A 17,229-nucleotide genomic window follows, 5' to 3' on the forward strand; every position below is an offset into this window, starting at 1 on the left:
GCCCATCCGTGGCCCTGGGCGGCTCATCGGTGGGTTTCACTACGATGACGCCGTGCTCCCACCCGCCGCCGGCGACTGGATCGCCGTGACCGCCGAGCCGCTGCCCGTCGAGGCGGCCACCGCGTGGGCCACCACGGAGTCGGCCGGCGCGGTCGTGGTGTTCCTCGGGGTGGTGCGCGACCACTCGGAAGGGCGCGACGGAGTACGCGGCATCACGTACGAGGCCTATCAAGAGGAGGCTGTGCCGCGGCTCGCGGCCGTCGCCGCCGAGGCGCGCCGCCGCTGGCCGGTCATCGAGCGCCTCGCGTTGCTCCATCGCACGGGCGACCTCGCGCTCTCGGAAGCATCGGTGGCCGTCGTGGCATCCTCACCGCACCGGCCCGAGGCGTTCGAGATCGCTCGCTTCTGCATCGACACCCTCAAGCAGACCGTCCCGATCTGGAAGCGAGAGCACTGGGAGGACGGCTCCGACTGGGGCACGGCCTCGCATCCGGTGCGATCGGTCAACTAGGAGCGCGTCCTGTCTCGCGACCTCGCCATCGACCTCGGTACCGCGAACACCCTTGTGTACGCGCGCGGGCGTGGGATCATCCTGAACGAGCCCACCGTCATCGCGATGAACACGCGAACGCACGAAGTGCTCGCGCTCGGGCACGACGCCTGGCAGATGATCGGGCGCACACCGGGCTACATCGTGGCGGTCCGGCCGCTACGGGGTGGTGCGATCACCGATTTCGAGATCACACAGCGGCTGATTCGCATGCTCTTCCAACGCGCCGGTATCTCGCGCCTGCAACGTGCGCGCGTGCTGATCTGCGTACCGTCGGCGATCACGCACGTGGAGCAGCGTGCGGTACTCGAGGCCGCCCGACGCGCCGGTGCGGCGCAGACCTACCTCATCGAGCAGCCCATGGCCGCCGCGATCGGCGCGTCGCTCCCGATCCACGAACCGCTCGGCAACATGGTCGTCGACATCGGCGGTGGCACCAGCGAGGTCGCGGTGATCTCGCTCGGCGGCGTGGTCGCCCTGGAGGCGGTTCGCGTGGGGTCGTTCGACATCGACGCCGCGATCCAGAGCTACGTGCGACGAGAGTACGGCCTTGCGATCGGTGAGCGCACCGCGGAGGAGGTGAAGCTCGCGATCGGATCGGTGTTCCCTACCGAAGACGAGTACAAGGCCGAGGTGCGCGGCCGCGATCTCATGAGCGGCATGCCCAAGACGATCGTGCTCACGCCCGAGGAGATCCGCGACGCGATCGACGAACCCATCCAGGCGATCCTCGGCGCGGTGAAGCAGGCGCTGGCGCGCACCCCCCCGGAGCTGTCGCAGGACCTCCTCGCCGAGGGCATCCACCTCGTCGGCGGCGGCGCCATGTTGCGCGGCATGGAACTCCGCATCGAGCAGGAGACGGCCGTCCCCGCGCAACTGGTGGACCTGCCGCTCGAGACGGTCGTGCTCGGCGCCGGGCGCTGCCTCGAGTCCTTCGACCGTCTGAAGGACATGTTCATGTAGGGGCGCTCGATTCGCGCGCGAGATCTTCGGCGGCTTGGCGGACCTGCCAGTCCTTGTCTTCGAGCGCGAGGGTCAGCGCGGCGTCGACGTCGGGGGTGTCGAACGGCGCGAGTGCGAGCACCGCGCGACGGCGCACGGTGACGCGATCGGAGCACGCGGCGAGCACCGCGGGGAGCCCGGCAGGATCGCCGAGCGCTCCGAGCGCGGCGACGGCTGCTTCACGTGCGAGCGAGTCGCGATGGGTCTTGACGACGCGTGCCAGCACGGCCACGGCACCGGCGTCGATCGCGGACTGGCCGAGTTCGCCGAGTGCCCAGGCCGCGGCTTCCACCACCGTGACGTCGCGGTCGTCGAGCAACGGCATGAGCTCCGGAACCATCGCCGGATTCGTCGCCAGCGCTGGTGCGAGCTCTGCGGCGCGCCGCCGAACCGCCGCCGCCGGGTCCACGACCGAGGCGCGCCACCCTCGCAGCGCGTCGTCTGCACGGCCTGCCCGCACGAGCGCGCCCAAAGCGGCGGTGCGGACGCGGGGGTCGGGGTCGTCGCTGAGCGCGTGGCCCGCGAGCTCCGCAGCCTCGGCGCGGAGCGGACCCTGGTGGCCGAGCTCGGCGAGCTCGGCGGCCCGGGCAACGGGCCCGTGTGTCACTGCAGCTTGCCGTTGATCGCGATCACGAGCCCGCCGAAGAGCGCGGCGAGGACCATCGCGACGAGCAGACCCGTGAGGAACACCAGTACGCCGGTGCGGACGAGTGCCCAGCCCTTGCGGGCCGTGCGCACGGCGATGTTCGTGTTCGGGCGCGCGCTGTAGAAGCCAGGGGGCATGGCAGGCTGGGAGTCCGGTGTTCGTGCGATGCATCCACGGTATCGGTTCGGAGTCCGATGAACTCAGCAGAAGAACCACCACCCCCGCCGCCGCCCCGGCGGGGCCGCACCATTCTCGCTGTCGCGCTCTCGGTCATCGGCGTGCTCATCGCGGTCGTGCTGATTGCCGGCTTCCTGATCCACCTCCCGTACGTGATCATCTCGAGCGGATTCGCGACGCCGCTCGACGACAAGGTCATCACCGTCGACGGCGCGCAGACCTACGACCACCGCGGCAACGTCCTGTTCCTCACCGTGCGCGTCACCACGCACGACCCCACGGTGTGGCGCGTCGTCACGAGCTGGTTCGATCCCGATCGCGAGGTCGTAAAGCGCACGACGGTGATCGGTTGTCTCTCCGACGCGGAGAACATCGCCGTCAACGCGCAGCTCATGCAACGATCGCAAGACGACGCGAAGAACCTTGCGCTCACACATCTCGGATACACGGTCGAGGCGAGCGCGCCCGAGTTCATCGTGGCCGAAGTGTGTCCCGGGTCACCCGCGTACGGCACGTTGCGGGCGGGTGACAGCCTCCTCGCGATCGACGATCACGCGGTGACGCAACTCGCCGACGTCCGGCCGCTCGTGCAGCAGCATCGTCCCGGAGAGCCCACGAGCGTCACGTACTCGCGCGGAGGCACCACCGAGACTGCCAAGGTCGTCACCGGTCGGATTGCCAAGGAAGGGCGTGCCTGCGTCACGGCGCCCCGTAGCACGAAGGGCTCCGCGTGCCTCGGGCTGACGATGGACCCGGAGCCGTTCGTCACCTACCGGTTCCCGATCGACGTGACCATCGACACCCAGAAGGTCGGTGGCCCGTCGGCAGGGCTCGCCTTCACGCTCGCCATCATCGACGACCTCACTCCCGGCAATCTCACCGGCGGCATGCGAGTCGCCGTTACCGGCACGATCGCGAGTAACGGAGCGATCGGTCCGGTGGGTGGCGTCGAACAGAAGGCAATCACCGCGCGGCACAACGGAGTCTCGTTGATGATCGTGCCGAAATCGGAGCTGATGGATGCACGCAACGGCGCCGGGAACGTGCGAGTCATCGGCGTCGACACGATCGACGAGGCGCTCGCGGCGCTGCAAAGGGCCGGAGGAGCCCCGGTGCCCCCCGCGTCGCCGGTCGCGGCGCGATCATGACCGCATGACCGACAGCTCCGGCACGCCAATGTCCCCCGCGCGCGATTCGCGCCTCACGCCGGAGGCCGTCGCCGAGCGAGGGTTCACACAGGTCAAGCACGGCTACGCGGAGTCCGAGGTGAGGGCGTTCCTTCGCATGGTCTCCGACGATCTCGGATCAATTCGGAGCCGCGAGCGCGAGCTCCTCGCCCGCGTGCAGGAGCTCGAGGACCGGCTCGCGCGCCCGGTGCAACTTCCCTCCGACCAAGACCTCATCGCCGCGCTGGGCGAGGAGACGGCCCGCGTGCTGAGCCAGGCGCGCCAAGCGGCGGCCGGCCTTCGCTCGAAGGCGGACGAGCACGCGCGCCACGTGGTGCGGGAAGCGCAGGAGTCTTCGCGAGAGCTGCGTGCGTCCACCCAGCAGGCGGTGGAGACGAAGACCCGTGAAGCGGAGGACGCAGCACGCGCGCGGGCACGGGAGATCGTGGCTGAAGCACGCGTATTGCGCGAACGTGTCCTCTCCGACCTGAACGAGCGGCGCAGCGATCTCGAGCGTCAGATCGGCGAACTGCGCGCGGGTCGCGGTCGCCTTGTCGAGGTGTACCAGGTGGTGGAACGCGCACTGCTGCAGGCGGCGCGCACGATGGCAGAGGAACCGTCGAGGCCGGGCGTGGCCATGCCCGAGGTGAGCGAACCCGCGCCCGACGCCGCGCCCGACGCCGCGCCCGACGCAGAGACGCCGAGTGCCGAGGATGGTGGCGACGCGGATGGTGGCGACGCGGAGGGGCACGACGCCGGATTGCAGAACGCCGGATTGCAGAACGCCGGATTGCAGAACGCCGGATTGCAGAACGAGGGTCACGACGTCGGCGCGCTCTTCGAGAAACTCCGTTCGGAGGCCGGCGCGACCGACGAACCCGATGAAGGAGCAGGCGAAACCGTCGAGGTCGTCGAGACGATCGATACCACCGAGGCCGCTGCGGGCGCCACGGGCGACGACGAGACCGCGCTGTTCCCCGACGACGACGACGTGGTCGTGGCCGAACTGGCGGGCGAGCCGCTCGACGACGATCGAGCCGCGCTCGCGGCGCGCGACGATGCACTGGACCCGATCGCCGACGATCTCGCTCACCGGGCGAAGCGCGCCGTCCAAGACGAGCAGAACGACGTCCTCGACGGCCTTCGCCGTCAGCGCGGAAAGATCGATTTCGGGAAGGTCCTGCCGGCCACCGAGGACCAGCTGAGCCGCTGGGCGCACGTGCTCCAGCCGGCGGTCGATGCCGCCTACGGAGCCGGCGCGGCCTCCATGTCCTCAGGGGCGGCCGGCGCCGCGGCTGCCGCAGTGCCGAGTGCGCTCCTCACCGAGCTCGCGACCACCGTGGTCGCGCCGCTTCGCACCCGGTTGGAGTCGTCGCTCGAGTCGATCGACGCCCGAACGCCGGCCGACGTCGAGATCGCCATCGCCCAGCGCCTCGGGGCTCGGTACCGGGAGTGGAGAGGCCAGGACCTCGAGGAGGTGCTCGGCGACGCGCTCGCGGCCGCATACGCCGGCGGCGCGTACGACGCCGCACCGGAAGGTGCCCGGTTGCGCTGGGTGCCCGCGCGGGTGGGCAAGTGCCCCGACTGTGACGACAACGCGCTCGAGCCGACCGTGCGCGGCGATCACTTCCCCACCGGGCAGTCGCACCCGCCCGCGCACCCCGGCTGTCGTTGTCTCCTCGTGCTGGCAACCTGATCATTCGTCGCTCACTGCGAGCCGGGGTACCCGGCTCGCGGACGTTCGCTCCTGGCGAGCGGCTTCGTTCGCTGCGCTCCTGCCGCCGCCGCGGCGCCTGAAGTTTGTTCCTGCGCGTCCGCGCTGCACCGAGAGCGGTCCGGCACTCTAGGCTGCGGCTTCGATGCGCGTCCCCACGGCAGAGCCCCGACGCCGATTTCGCCTCCGTGGCTGGATCATCGGCTTGGTTGTGTTGTTCCTCGTGCTGGCGTTCAGCCTGCGCGGCCTGGCGGGCTTCTACACCGATTTTCTCTGGTTCGACTCCCTGGGGCAGGGCAGCACGTGGAGCAGCCTCCTCGCGGCGAAGGTCGCTCCGGCGCTCGTCTTCACAGTCGCGTTCTTCGTGATCATGTGGGTGAACCTGGTCATCGCCGACCGGTTGGCACCCAAGTACCGGTCGATGGGTCCCGAAGACGAGCTCATCGCGCGCTACCAGCAAGTCGCGGGGCCGTACACGGGCCGGATCCGCGTGGGTGTGTCGCTCTTCTTCGCGCTGATCGCGGGCATCGGCGTGTCCTCGCAGTGGCGGCAGTGGGTGCTCTTCACGCACAGCCAGAAGTTCGGCATGAAAGACCCGCAATTCCACAAGGACATCGGCTTCTACGTCTTCCAGCTCCCGTTCCTCAAGTTCATCGCCGAGTGGCTCTTCGCGGGTCTGGTGATCGTGCTCATCGTTGCCGCCGTCGCGCACTACCTCAACGGTGGGATCCGGTTCCAGAGCCCGTTCCAGCGCGTCACGCCGCAGGTCAAGGCGCACTTGTCGGTGATCCTCGCGGTGATGGCGCTCGTCAAGACCGCGCAGTACTACCTCGGCCGCTTCGAGCTCGACTTCTCCACCCGCGGCGTGGTCGAAGGGGCGAGCTACACCGATGTCAAGGCGCAGCTCCCCGCGCTCAATCTGCTGATCGTCATCTCGATCTTCGCGGCGGGGCTGTTCATCTGGAACATCCAGCGTCGCGGCTGGGTACTGCCGATCATCGCGGTGGGCCTGTGGGGCTTCGTCTCGATCGTGATCGGCACGATCTACCCGGCGCTCATCCAGCAGTTCAAGGTCGGCCCGAACGAGTTCCAGACCGAAGCTCCCTACATCGAGCGCAACATCCGCGCGACGCGGAACGCGTTCGTGCTCGACGAGGTGAAGCCCGGCGACTTCAACTTCAAGACCTTCGGCCAGCTTCCGACCGCAGAGGCGAACGCGATCGTCGACAGCAACAAGGGAACGATCGACAACGCCCGGTTGTGGGACCCGGGGATCATCCAGGAGACGTACAACTCGCTCCAGAACCTCCAGACCTACTACCAGATCGGCGACGTCGACGTCGACCGATACCTCGTGGACAACGAGGTCCGTCAGGTGTTGATCTCGGCGCGCGGCCTCAACAGCGCCGACCTGCCGAGCCAGTCGTTCGTGAACCGCCACATCATCTACACGCACGGGTACGGCGTGGTCGCGTCGCCGAGCAATTCCGCGACGGCTGACGGCTCCCCCACGTACTACCTGGAGAACGTCCCCACCGAGACCGTCCCGAATGGGATCAAGCTCAGCGACGGCGAGGCTTCCCAGATCTACTTTGCCGAGAACCTCGGCAGCTACGTGCTGGTGGACGCGAAGTCGAAGGAGTTCAATTATCAGACGCCGGGGAAGACCGACCAGTTCACGCGCTACCGGGGGAAAGACGGCGTGGAGCTGTCGAACTTCGTGCGTCGCGCCGCGTTCGCGCTCCGGTTCGGCAGCATCGATCCGCTGATCTCCGGGCAGGTCACGTCGAACACGAGAGTGCTCATGGAGCGCGACATCCGCGCCCGGGTCGAGAAGCTCGCGCCGTTCCTGCGCTACGACGGCGATCCGTATCCCGTAGCGATGGGGACGCACACGATCTGGGTCCTCGACGGGTACACCACCACCGACATGTACCCGTACGCGCAGTCCACGAGCGGCGAGCAGGGTCTCGCAACCGACTTCAACTATGTGCGCAACTCCGTGAAGGCGACGGTCGACGCGTACGAGGGCACGGTCACCTTCTACGTGTTCGACAACAAGGACCCGATCATCAAGGCGTGGCGCAGCGCTTTCCCCGACCTGTTCACCGACGCGTCGAGAATGTCGCCCGAGCTCCGCGCGCATCTGCGCTACCCGGAGGACCTGTTCAAGGTTCAGTCGAACATGTTCGGCCGTTACCACGTCACCGAACCACGCCGCTTCTACGACGGCAGCGCGAAGTGGCTCGTGTCGCCCGACCCGGGATCGGGGCCGGTGTCGAGCTCCGACTTCGGTTCGTTGATCGACTCTGCGAGCTCCGATACCAGCGCGAACGCGCAGCCGCAGGCGGCCACGTCCACCGGGCGGCGCATCGATCCGTACTACCTCTATCTCAAGTTGCCGAAGGAAGAATCTGAGCACTTCATCGTCATCACGCCCTTTGTGCCCGTGTCGAGCAACAACCGCGAGACGCGACTCGTGTCGTTCCTCACCGCGAACTCCGATCCCGGTCACTACGGCGAGATGCGCGCGTTCACGATGCCTCAGGGGGAGACGGTCAAGGGGCCGGTCCAGGTCAACAGCGAGATGAACCGCGCGAGCCCGATCTCCCAGGCCGTCACCCTCTTGAACCAGCAGGGCTCACGCGTCACGCAAGGGAGCCTCCAGCTCATACCCGTGGGCAACTCGCTCCTCTACGTGCGGCCGTTCTACGCCCAGGGGCGTGGGAGCGGGAGCTTCCCGCAGTTCCAGTTCGTGGCCGTGTTCACCCAAGACTTCGGGCAGGCCGTCTGCGCGCAGAACGTGAACGACGCGCTCAACCAGCTCTTCGGGCAGGCCGACCGCTCGGCCTCGTGCAACGTCGCGATCACCGGCGTTCAACCCGGCACGCCGACTTCCACGACCACCACCGCGCCTCCGGGGACCGTCACCACGACCCCCGGACCCACCACGACGCTTCCCGCTTCCACCCAGGAGTTGATCGCCCTGGCCAGCAAGACCTACGGCGACGCCCAGGACGCCCTCAAGGCCGGCGATTTCGCCCGCTATGCGACGCTGATCACACAGCTCGGCGACATCCTGGCAAAGCTCGACGCGGCCACCCGGTAGACCGGCCGAGAGAACCGCGTCCCGGGATTGTTCCAGGGCCGGGGGATTGTTACTATCTACGTAGTGGAAATCCCCCTGTTCCCTGCTTCCTCCCGGTAGGAGCGCCTGATGGCCGTCTCCGGCATCGATCTCGGCAAGTACAAGCTCGGCTGGTCCGACAGCACCGAGGACTACGTCTACACGCCCAAGAAGGGCCTCAACGAGGACATCGTCCGGGAGATCTCGCACCGCAAGAGCGAGCCCGAGTGGATGATCAACTTCCGCCTCAACGCCCTGAAGCGGTTCGAGCGCAAGCCGATGCTCGAGTGGTTCGCCAAGAACATGCCCCACATCGACTTCGACGACATCTACTACTACCTCAAGCCCACCGAGGGGCAGGTCTCCGACTGGGACATGCTCCCGGAAGGCATGAAGGAGACCTACGAGAAGCTCGGCATCCCCGAGGCCGAGCGCAAGTTCCTCGCGGGGGTCACGGCTCAATACGATTCGGAAACGGTGTACCACCGAAACCGCGAAGAGCTCGCGAAGACGGGCGTGCTCTTCACCGACATGGACACCGCGGTCCGTGAGTACCCGGAGATCGTGCAGCAGTACTTCGGCACGGTGATCCCGCCGGGCGACAACAAGTTCGCCGCGCTCAACTCGTCCGTGTGGTCGGGCGGCAGTTTCGCGTACATCCCGCCGGGCGTGCACGTGGAGATGCCGCTGCAGGCGTACTTCCGTATCAACGCGGAGAACGCCGGCCAGTTCGAGCGCACGATGATCATCGCCGACGAAGGCGCGTCGGTGCACTACGTCGAGGGTTGCTCGGCGCCTGTGTACTCCACCGACTCGCTGCATTCGGCCGTCGTCGAGCTCATCGCCAAGCCGGGCGCGCGCATCCGGTACACCACCATCCAGAACTGGTCGCCGAATGTCTACAACCTCGTCACCAAGCGGGCGCGGGCCGAGACCGAGTCCGAGGTCCAGTGGATCGACGGCAACCTCGGCTCCAAGCTCACGATGAAGTACCCGGCGGTGGTGATGGTCGGTCCGAAGGCGCACGGCGAGGTGCTCTCGGTCGCGTACGCGGGGGAGGGCCAGCACCAGGACGCGGGGGCGAAGATGACCCACGCCGCGCCGGAGACCACGTCGATCATCGACTCGAAGTCCATCGCGAAGGACGGCGGGCGCACCAGCTACCGCGGCCTCGTGAAGGTCGAAGAGGGCGCGCACCACTCGAAGAGCCACGTGCGCTGCGACGCGCTGATCCTCGACGACCACAGCCGGTCCGATACCTGGCCGCGCATGGAGGTCGACGAGAAGGATGCCCGCATCGGCCACGAGGCAACGGTGTCGAAGGTGGGCGACGACCAGATCTTCTACCTGATGAGCCGTGGCCTCACCGAGCAGCAGGCCACCGCGATGATCGTGAACGGCTTCATCGAGCCCATCACCAAGACGCTGCCGATGGAGTACGCGGTGGAGCTGTCGCGCCTCATCGAGCTCAACATGGAGGGCGCAGTCGGATAGTGAGCTCGTTCACACCCGACGCGTCTCGAGCACTCCCCGGTCCCGATTGGCTCGCCGAGCGACGGCGCGCCGCCGCGGAACGGCTCGCCGACCTGAGCTGGCCCACCACCGAAGAGGAGATCTGGCGCTATAGCCGGATCGACGAGCTCGACCTCGAGCGTCTCCGCCCGATCCCGCCGCAGCAACTCGGCGACCCCGGCCAAGAAACGGCGCCGGGCGGCGGTCCGATCGCGGCCGAGGCCGGTGAGCGATCCGGTCTGATCGTCGTGCGCAACGGCCGCGTCGTGCACCACTCGCTCGACGACGCGCTCGCCGCGAAGGGCGTGCAGGTGTGCGAGCTCGCAACCTGCGACCGCGCCGACGTGGAAGACGTGCTCGGCGTGTGCTCCGACGCCTCGCCCGACGCGTTCACCGTGCTGCACGACGCGTTCCTCGCGGGCGGCGCGGTGGTGAAGGTTCCCGCGGGCGTCGTCGTCGACAAGCCCATCGTGGTGCTGCACTGGTCGGAGGGCGACGGGCTCGCCAGCTTCCCGCACACGCTCGTGGTCGCCGGTGAGAGTTCCGAGGTCACCGTGTTCGACCGCTTCGGCTCCACCGACACGCACTCCGCCGACGCGGCTCATCTCGTCGACGCGGTCGTCGAGCTCGTACTCGGCGACGGCGCGCACGTGCGCTACGTGTCGGTGCAGGAACACGGGCCGCGCACGTGGCAGATCGCGTTGCAACGCGCGCACGTGGGGCGCGACGCAACGCTGCGATCGTCGGCCGTTGCGCTGGGCGGGTACTACGCACGACTTCGGAGTGAATCCCTGCTCGCCGGCGAGGGCGGCGAGAGCGACCTCACTGCCGTCTACTTCGGCGACGGCAACCAGATGCTCGACTTCCGCACCCTCCAGGATCATGTGGCACCGCATACGCGGAGCGACCTGCTGTTCAAGGGCGCCGTCGAGGACCACGCGCAGTCGGTCTACTCAGGGCTCATCCGCATCCGGCACGGTGCGCAGGGCGCGAACGCGTTCCAGACCAACCGCAACCTCGTGCTCACCGAGGGCGCCGAGGCGATGTCGGTGCCGAACCTCGAGATCGAGGCCGACGACGTGCACTGCTCGCACGCGAGCACCGTCGGTCCGATCGACGACGACCAGCTCTACTACCTGGCAACCCGTGGCGTGCCGCCGGAGGAGGCGGAGCGCCTCATCGTGCTCGGCTTCTTCGACGACGTGTTCGAGCGGCTGCCGCTGCCCTCGCTCGTCGCGCCGCTCCGCCGGGGCGTGATCGAGAAGATCGAGCACCGCGACGCGATCGCGAGAGCCGGTGCCAGTGCCTGAAATGCGTGTGTGCTCGACGACGGACGTGAAGCCCGGCGCCGCCGCGCGCTTCGACGTCGACGGCCACCGCCTGTGTGTGGTGCGTATCGACGACGACTGGTACGTGATCGGTGACCGCTGCTCCCATGCCGACTACTCGCTGTCGGAAGGCGACGTGTGGGAGGACGAGCGCGAGATCGAGTGCCCAAAGCACGGCTCCACGTTCTCGCTCGAGACCGGCGAGCCGCTGAGCTTCCCCGCCACCAAGCCCGTCCCCGTCTACCAGGTGCGCGCCGACGGCGACGACGTGATCGTGAGCCTCCCATGACCCCGACTCACCTCCAACTTGCGTCATCAGACGGCGCTATACGACGTCTGCTGACGCAGGTTCGTTGGGACATTCCGTGAGCGTGCTGAGGATCTCGGATCTGTGCGCGTCGGTGGGTGGGGTGGAGATCCTGCGCGGGGTCGACCTCGAGGTCGCGTCGGGCGAGGTGCACGCGCTGATGGGCCCGAACGGGTCCGGCAAGTCGACGCTGGCCCACGTGCTCATGGGCCGCGGCGACTACCACGTCACCGCGGGTTCGATCACGATCGACGGCGAGGAGCTGCTCGGCCTCGCCACCCACGAGCGCGCGGCGCGCGGCCTGTTCCTCGCGCTGCAATACCCCGTGGAGCTTCCCGGGGTGCGCCTCGTCGACTTCCTCGGTGCCGCGCTCCAGGGCCAGGCCCGCGACACCAACGGGGAACTCGAGGCCAGGATCGAGTCCGAGGCGGCCCGCCTCGGTGTCGCGCACCAGTTCCTCGCGCGCGGTGTGAACGTGGAGTTCTCCGGTGGGGAGCAGAAGCGTTCCGAGACGCTGCAACTCGCGGTGCTCGAGCCGCGGTTCGCGGTGCTCGACGAGATCGACAGCGGTCTCGACGTCGATGCCCTGCGCGACGTCGCCCGCCGCATCGAGGCGATGACCAAGGAGCGCCAGCTCGGCGTGCTCGCGATCACGCATTACGCGCGCCTCCTCGACGAGCTGCGGGCCGACCGTGTGCACGTGCTCATGGCCGGCCGCATCGTCGCGAGCGGCGGTCCCGAGCTGGCCGACAAGCTCGAGGAAGTCGGCTACGAGGGGCTCGCCGCCGAGCTCGGCGTCGAGACCCTCGCAGTGGAGCCGGCCGCGGTGGCGGACCCGTTCGCCGACCCCGGCTTCTGACAACGCGCGAACGGCCGCGAGCCCGGTACGCCGGCCCGCAGTGAGCGACGAATTATCAGGTGATGACGACGGGTGTACCGATCGGCAGCGTCGACAGACGCTCGATCGAGTCGTTGGTGATGCGCACGCAGCCGTGCGACACGTCGCGACCGATATCACCCGGGTTGCTCGTGCCGTGGAGGCCGATCTGACCGTCACTGCCGGCGAAGTCCGTGAGCACATCGGAGTGCCCGGACAACCCGAACGCGAAGACGCCGTACCCGAGGTTCGGCGTCTTGTGCAGGTCGAGGGGATCGGTGATGTAGAAGACTCCTGTGGGCGTGGGGTACTGCTCCGTACCGATCGCGACTCCGGTTTCGAAGTCGACGACCCCGTTGTGCAGAAGCCACAGGTGATGATCGGCGAGGCTCACGCGGATCTGCCACTCGAGCGGCGTCGAGACGTTCACGTCGGAGGCCTTGACCCACGCGGTCGAGCTGTTCGGACGAGTGGGTAGGTAGACGTGCAGCCAGTCTTGGTACTGGTCGAACGCGAGCAGTGTGCGCGGGATCAGGTACTCAGTTTTCTTCGTGAGCATCGCCATCGGTTCGGCGTTGTTGTCGGGTGCACTGAAGACGGCGATGTCGTCGCCCTTGGTCGCGACAGCGCGGAACGGGACCCGAGCGAGATCTGCCGAGAGGTTCGCGCCCGTCGCGGGCTCCAGCGCAGACGTGGCTCCAGTGGACGCGGCCCGTGCCTTGGTTCCGCTGTCACTGCCCGAGAGCGCGACCACGCCGATCCCGGCGGCCGCGACGACCAGCACGATCGCGCCAACCCATGCCCACACGCGCGTGCGGCGACGGTGACGCAGTTCGGTGCGCGATCTGATCTCCTGGTCGGTCATGTGCCGGGAGTCTACCGGGATGCGCTCAGACGGTTCCACCGCCGGCCGGGGCCGGCTCTTCGAGGAGCTGTTCGAGGGACTCCACCTCGAGCAGGAGGAGACGGAGGTCGAGCAGGACATCGAGGACCTCGGCGCTCGACACGAGGTCGCGCCCGCGGAAGCGCACCAACGCGTCGTCGACCACTTGGGTGAGCTGCTCCCGACTCGTCTCCACTGTCACCGCCTCCTCGTCTGTGCGTTCGTACACCCTACTGTCCGTTCGTTTCACCACCGTGTCGCGTATGTAAGGGCCGTGTCACGCACCACGGCGTTACGACGCTTCGGCCTCGATCTCGTCGAGCCCTTGCTGGAGGGTGTTCCACGCCAAGGTGGCGCATTTGATACGTACTGGGAACTTCACGACACCTTGGAGTGCCTCGAGATCGCCGAGGGGCACACCTTCGAGCTCGGCGCGGAGATCGTCGCCGTCGGCGTCGCCCTCGAGCTTCGATTCGTGGATCGACATCAGCGCCTTGAACACACGAATGAGCCGGCGCGCGTCGGCGACCGAGAGTCCCTTCACGGCTGACGACATCATCGACGTGGATGCTTGGCTGATCGAGCAACCCTGTCCCGCGATCTTGAGGTCGGTGACCGTGTCGCCGTCGACGTCGAGGTAGAGCACTACTTCGTCACCGCACAGGGGGTTGAAGCCCTCCGCCTTGTGCGCGGGCGGCACGGGCAACTCGCCGCGGTTTCGCGGCGCGCGGTAATGGTCGAGGATGATCTCGCGGTACAGGTCTTCGAGGCCGGGCATCGTGTCTCCTTGACGGCCCTAGATGGCGAAGAATTTCTCGGCTCGCTCGAGCCCGTCGACCAGAGCGTCGATATCTGCTTCGTCGTTGTAAACGTAGAACGACGCGCGTGTGTTGGCGGGCACCCCCAGGACGCGCATCAGGGGCTTGGCGCAGTGATGGCTCGCGCGTACGCAGACGGCGTCTTCGTCGAGCACCTGCGAGATGTCGTGCGCATGGATGCCGTCGAACCCGAAGGAGACGATCCCGCCACGCATTTCGGTGCCGCCCGGCCCGTGGACATGGATGCGCTCGCCGAAGCGGTCACTGAGCGCGCGCAACGTGTACTGGGTGAGCCGACGCTCGTGCTCGCGCACGGTGTCCATGCCGAGGGCCTCGAGATAGTCGATGGCTGCGGCGAGCCCGGTGGCCTCGGCGATGGGCATCGTGCCGGCCTCGAACTTCCACGGCACCTCGTTGGGGACGTAGCCGTCTTTGCGCACGTCGAGGATCATCTCCCCGCCCCCGAGGAACGGCGGGATCGCCTGGAGCAGTTCGGGGCGGGCCCAGAAGCCGCCGATGCCGCTCGGGCCGAGCATCTTGTGCCCGGTAAATCCGACGAAATCTGCGTCCCACTCCTGCACGTCGACTGAACCGTGCGGCACCGCTTGCGCGGCGTCGACGAGCACCGTGGCGCCTGCGGCGTGCGCGGCATCGGCGAGGAAACGGACGTCGTTGACGGTACCGAGCACGTTCGACATCGCGGTGAACGCGAAGAGCTTCGCGCCGTCGAGCAGACGGTCGAGCTCGCTGAGATCGAGGCGGTAGTCGTGGTCGATCGGCACCCACCGCAGCTCGACCCCGCGTTCGGCGCAGAGGATGTGCCACGGCACGATGTTGGCGTGGTGCTCCATCTCGGTGACCACGATCGCGTCGCCCTCGTCGAGGTTCGTACGCCCCCACGAATGCGCGAAGAGGTTGATCGCCTCGGTGATGTTCTTCGTGAAGACGACCTCGTTCGCGTTGCCCGCGCCGAGGAAGCGGGCGGTCTTCGCGCGCGCGAGCTCGTACTGCGCGGTCGACTCTTCGGCGATCGTGTAGACGCCGCGGTGGATGTTCGCGTAGTAGGTGCGGTAGTGCTCGTCCATCGCGTCGAGCACCGACTGCGGCTTCTGTGACGACGACGCGGAGTCGAGGTACACGAGCCGCTTCCCGTTGACCGTGCGCGACAGGATCGGGAAGTCGGCCTTGACACGGGCGAGATCCAGGCTCACTTTCCGCTCTCTCGGCTCCATTACGCCGCCGCTTCGGTGCGGAAGCTGTCGAAGCCGTCGGCCTCGATGCGCTCGGCGAGCTCGGGGCCTCCGGTGGCGACGACGCGGCCGTCGAGCAGCACGTGAACCACGTCGGGGGTGAGGTGCTCGAGGATGCGCTGGTAGTGCGTGATGAGCAGGATCCCGAGTGCCGGACGATCGCTGCGGATCTCGGTGATGCCGTGCGCGACGTTGCGGAGCGCGTCGATGTCGAGGCCGCTGTCGGTTTCGTCGAGCACCGCGATGTCGGGGTCCATCAGCGCCATCTGGAGGATCTCGTTTCGCTTCTTCTCACCACCCGAGAAGCCCTCGTTGAGGTACCGCTCGGTGAAACGGTCGTCCATGCCCAGGCGCTTCGTCCACTCCATCAGCCAGATGCGGACCTCGAGCACCGACAGGTCGGGGATGCCCTTGCGGGCGGCGATCGCCTGCCGGAGGAAGTTGAGCACGCTCACCCCGGGGATCTCCTCGGGGTGCTGGAAGCCGAGGAAGAGGCCGCGGGCAGCGCGCTCGTCGGTGGGGAGCTTCGTGATGTCCTCGCCCTCGAGGCGGATGCTGCCGGCGGTGATCTCGTAGGCGGGGTTCGCGAGCAGGGTCTTGGCCAGCGTGGACTTTCCGGACCCGTTGGGGCCCATCAAGGCGTGCAGCTCGCCCGCCAGGACCGTCAGGGTGACCCCGCGCAGGATCTCGTGCCCCGCGACGGCAACGTGGAGGTGGTCGATTTCGAGCAGCGGGACGCCGTCCATGCCTGCCATCGTATTAGCACTACGCCCGTAGTGGAAACCCTGGCACACCTGCTCTGGTGGTGATCAGTCGCAGGTCACGGTTTCGTACAGGCGCTCGTAGGCGGCGACCATCGCGTCGGCGCTGAAGTTGTGGCTCACCCGCTCGCGACACACGACGGGCGAGCAGCGACCGACCTCGGCAACCGCCTGGACGAGGCCGTCGATGGATTCGCGCAGATACCCGGTAACGCCTTCGTCGACGAGCTCGACGGCTGCGCCGGCGGGACACGCGACGACCGGTGTTCCGCATGCCATCGACTCCACCATCACGAGCCCGAACGGCTCCGGCCACTGGATGGGGAACACCATCGCCCGGGCGCGGCCGAGCAGGTCGACCTTGCGTTCGTGCGGGATCGCCTCGTACACCTCGACCTCGTCGTGCAAGAGCGGCGCGACGATCTCGTCCCAGTACGCGCGCTCGAACGGCTCGTTCTTTTTGACGACCATCGCGAGCGGCAGCCCCGCGCGCCGCGCCACTTCGATCGCGAGTGTCGGTCCCTTGTCGGGATTCGCGCGGCCGATGTACACGAGGAAGTCGTCCTTCTCCTCGACCAACGGATAGAGGTCGAGGTCGATCCCGTTGTGTACGACGCCCGCGTACCGGATGTCGGGGTTGTCGGCACGCTGCGCGTCGCTGATCGCGACGAGATGCACGTAGTCGGCGAGCAACCCGTAGAGCTTGCGGCTGGGCTCGGTCCACGGGCCGTGCAGTGTATGCACCACTGGCGGTCGCCCGCGGCCCATCGCGCCGAGAGCGGGTCCCACGATGCCGCTGTGGTCGTGCACGACGTCGAAGTTGTCGGCGAGGTCGAGATACGCCGACGCGGCGTGGAACGCGTCGTACCACGTGTTGCCGAGGAGCGCCGGGTCGGGTGGGTCGAGCAGCGGGGTCACGAGCGTTGCCTTCGTGTGCGACCCTCCGCTCGCGAAGAGCGTGACGTCGTGGCCGCGTTCGGCCAGCCGGTCGGTGAGCAGCGCGACCACGAGCTCGATGCCGCCGTAACCGGCGGGAGGAACTGCGTACCAGGGTGGCGCGATCTCCGCGATCCTCACGCTCCTGAGCATATGAGCGAGGCGCCGGGGGGCG

The 17,229-nt window shown here is 67.8% G+C and carries 17 protein-coding genes; 9 read left to right on the forward strand and 8 right to left on the reverse strand.

What is annotated here, in order from left to right; all coding sequences use genetic code 11:
* Window positions 1-52: 52 nt before the first annotated feature.
* Complete coding sequence (locus WD271_11610; GenBank protein MEX1008478.1) at window positions 53-511, forward strand: molybdenum cofactor biosynthesis protein MoaE; 459 nt, start codon at window positions 53-55, stop codon at window positions 509-511.
* Between the two features lie 9 nt (window positions 512-520).
* Window positions 521-1,513, forward strand: coding sequence for a rod shape-determining protein (locus WD271_11615; protein ID MEX1008479.1), 993 nt, complete (start codon window positions 521-523; stop codon window positions 1,511-1,513).
* Here WD271_11615 and WD271_11620 read toward each other — a convergent pair.
* A complete protein-coding gene (locus WD271_11620; protein ID MEX1008480.1) occupies window positions 1,506-2,159 on the reverse strand; it encodes a HEAT repeat domain-containing protein in 654 nt (217 codons plus the stop codon). The two genes, WD271_11615 and WD271_11620, sit on opposite strands and share 8 nt — an antisense overlap.
* Complete coding sequence (locus tag WD271_11625) at window positions 2,156-2,335, reverse strand: hypothetical protein (GenBank protein MEX1008481.1); 180 nt, start codon at window positions 2,333-2,335, stop codon at window positions 2,156-2,158. Before WD271_11625 ends, WD271_11620 begins: the two co-directional genes overlap by 4 nt.
* A gap of 57 nt (window positions 2,336-2,392) precedes the next feature.
* On the opposite strand from WD271_11625, the gene WD271_11630 reads away from it, so the two are divergent.
* From WD271_11630 to sufC (WD271_11660), 7 genes are all read left to right on the forward strand, one after another.
* The gene (locus tag WD271_11630) at window positions 2,393-3,523 is read left to right on the forward strand and encodes a PDZ domain-containing protein (GenBank protein ID MEX1008482.1); all 1,131 of its coding nucleotides are present in this window, start codon (window positions 2,393-2,395) and stop codon (window positions 3,521-3,523) included.
* A 4-nt stretch (window positions 3,524-3,527) separates the two neighbouring features.
* Window positions 3,528-5,237, forward strand: coding sequence for a DivIVA domain-containing protein (locus tag WD271_11635; GenBank protein MEX1008483.1), 1,710 nt, complete (start codon window positions 3,528-3,530; stop codon window positions 5,235-5,237).
* Window positions 5,238-5,400: 163 nt separating this feature from the next.
* Window positions 5,401-8,364, forward strand: coding sequence for a UPF0182 family protein (locus tag WD271_11640; GenBank protein ID MEX1008484.1), 2,964 nt, complete (start codon window positions 5,401-5,403; stop codon window positions 8,362-8,364).
* A gap of 108 nt (window positions 8,365-8,472) precedes the next feature.
* Entirely contained in the window at window positions 8,473-9,876 is a 1,404-nt protein-coding gene (gene sufB, locus WD271_11645; GenBank protein MEX1008485.1) for a Fe-S cluster assembly protein SufB, read from the forward strand.
* On the forward strand, window positions 9,876-11,204 hold the full coding sequence (gene sufD / locus WD271_11650) for a Fe-S cluster assembly protein SufD (protein ID MEX1008486.1): 1,329 nt from the start codon (window positions 9,876-9,878) through the stop codon (window positions 11,202-11,204). Before sufB ends, sufD begins: the two co-directional genes overlap by 1 nt.
* Window positions 11,191-11,511, forward strand: coding sequence for a non-heme iron oxygenase ferredoxin subunit (locus tag WD271_11655; GenBank protein ID MEX1008487.1), 321 nt, complete (start codon window positions 11,191-11,193; stop codon window positions 11,509-11,511). Before sufD ends, WD271_11655 begins: the two co-directional genes overlap by 14 nt.
* An 82-nt stretch (window positions 11,512-11,593) precedes the next feature.
* The gene (gene sufC, locus WD271_11660; GenBank protein MEX1008488.1) at window positions 11,594-12,388 is read left to right on the forward strand and encodes a Fe-S cluster assembly ATPase SufC; all 795 of its coding nucleotides are present in this window, start codon (window positions 11,594-11,596) and stop codon (window positions 12,386-12,388) included.
* Between the two features lie 55 nt (window positions 12,389-12,443).
* Here the strand turns inward: sufC (WD271_11660) and WD271_11665 are convergent, their stop codons facing one another.
* From WD271_11665 to WD271_11690, 6 genes are all read right to left on the reverse strand, one after another.
* Complete coding sequence (locus tag WD271_11665; protein MEX1008489.1) at window positions 12,444-13,271, reverse strand: L,D-transpeptidase family protein; 828 nt, start codon at window positions 13,269-13,271, stop codon at window positions 12,444-12,446.
* A 25-nt stretch (window positions 13,272-13,296) separates the two neighbouring features.
* Window positions 13,297-13,491 (reverse strand): hypothetical protein, encoded by a 195-nt coding sequence (locus tag WD271_11670; GenBank protein MEX1008490.1) that lies wholly within the window; start codon window positions 13,489-13,491, stop codon window positions 13,297-13,299.
* Window positions 13,492-13,581: 90 nt separating this feature from the next.
* On the reverse strand, window positions 13,582-14,067 hold the full coding sequence (locus WD271_11675; GenBank protein ID MEX1008491.1) for an SUF system NifU family Fe-S cluster assembly protein: 486 nt from the start codon (window positions 14,065-14,067) through the stop codon (window positions 13,582-13,584).
* 18 nt (window positions 14,068-14,085) lie between these two features.
* Window positions 14,086-15,318 carry a SufS family cysteine desulfurase gene (locus WD271_11680; GenBank protein ID MEX1008492.1) on the reverse strand — a complete coding sequence of 411 codons (1,233 nt, stop codon included), beginning with the start codon at window positions 15,316-15,318 and terminating at the stop codon, window positions 14,086-14,088.
* 20 nt (window positions 15,319-15,338) lie between these two features.
* Window positions 15,339-16,103: a Fe-S cluster assembly ATPase SufC gene (sufC, locus tag WD271_11685; protein MEX1008493.1), complete on the reverse strand. Its 765-nt coding sequence runs from the start codon at window positions 16,101-16,103 to the stop codon at window positions 15,339-15,341.
* A 63-nt stretch (window positions 16,104-16,166) separates the two neighbouring features.
* Complete coding sequence (locus WD271_11690; protein MEX1008494.1) at window positions 16,167-17,195, reverse strand: glycosyltransferase family 4 protein; 1,029 nt, start codon at window positions 17,193-17,195, stop codon at window positions 16,167-16,169.
* Window positions 17,196-17,229: the final 34 nt, after the last annotated feature.

It is taken from the genome of Acidimicrobiia bacterium, assembly GCA_040880805.1.
In the GTDB taxonomy this organism is placed as follows: domain Bacteria; phylum Actinomycetota; class Acidimicrobiia; order IMCC26256; family DASPTH01; genus DASPTH01.

Excerpts from the sequence above, each read along its gene's own strand:
- WD271_11665 (MEX1008489.1), bottom strand. The coding sequence starts at position 13,271 with ATGACCGACCAGGAGATCAGATCGCGCACCGAACTGCGTCACCGTCGC.
- WD271_11630 (MEX1008482.1), top strand. The coding sequence starts at position 2,393 with ATGAACTCAGCAGAAGAACCACCACCCCCGCCGCCGCCCCGGCGGGGC.
- WD271_11625 (MEX1008481.1), bottom strand. The coding sequence starts at position 2,335 with ATGCCCCCTGGCTTCTACAGCGCGCGCCCGAACACGAACATCGCCGTG.
- WD271_11675 (MEX1008491.1), bottom strand. The coding sequence starts at position 14,067 with ATGCCCGGCCTCGAAGACCTGTACCGCGAGATCATCCTCGACCATTAC.
- WD271_11635 (MEX1008483.1), top strand. The coding sequence starts at position 3,528 with ATGACCGACAGCTCCGGCACGCCAATGTCCCCCGCGCGCGATTCGCGC.
- sufC (MEX1008493.1), bottom strand. The coding sequence starts at position 16,103 with ATGGACGGCGTCCCGCTGCTCGAAATCGACCACCTCCACGTTGCCGTC.
- sufB (MEX1008485.1), top strand. The coding sequence starts at position 8,473 with ATGGCCGTCTCCGGCATCGATCTCGGCAAGTACAAGCTCGGCTGGTCC.
- WD271_11640 (MEX1008484.1), top strand. The coding sequence starts at position 5,401 with ATGCGCGTCCCCACGGCAGAGCCCCGACGCCGATTTCGCCTCCGTGGC.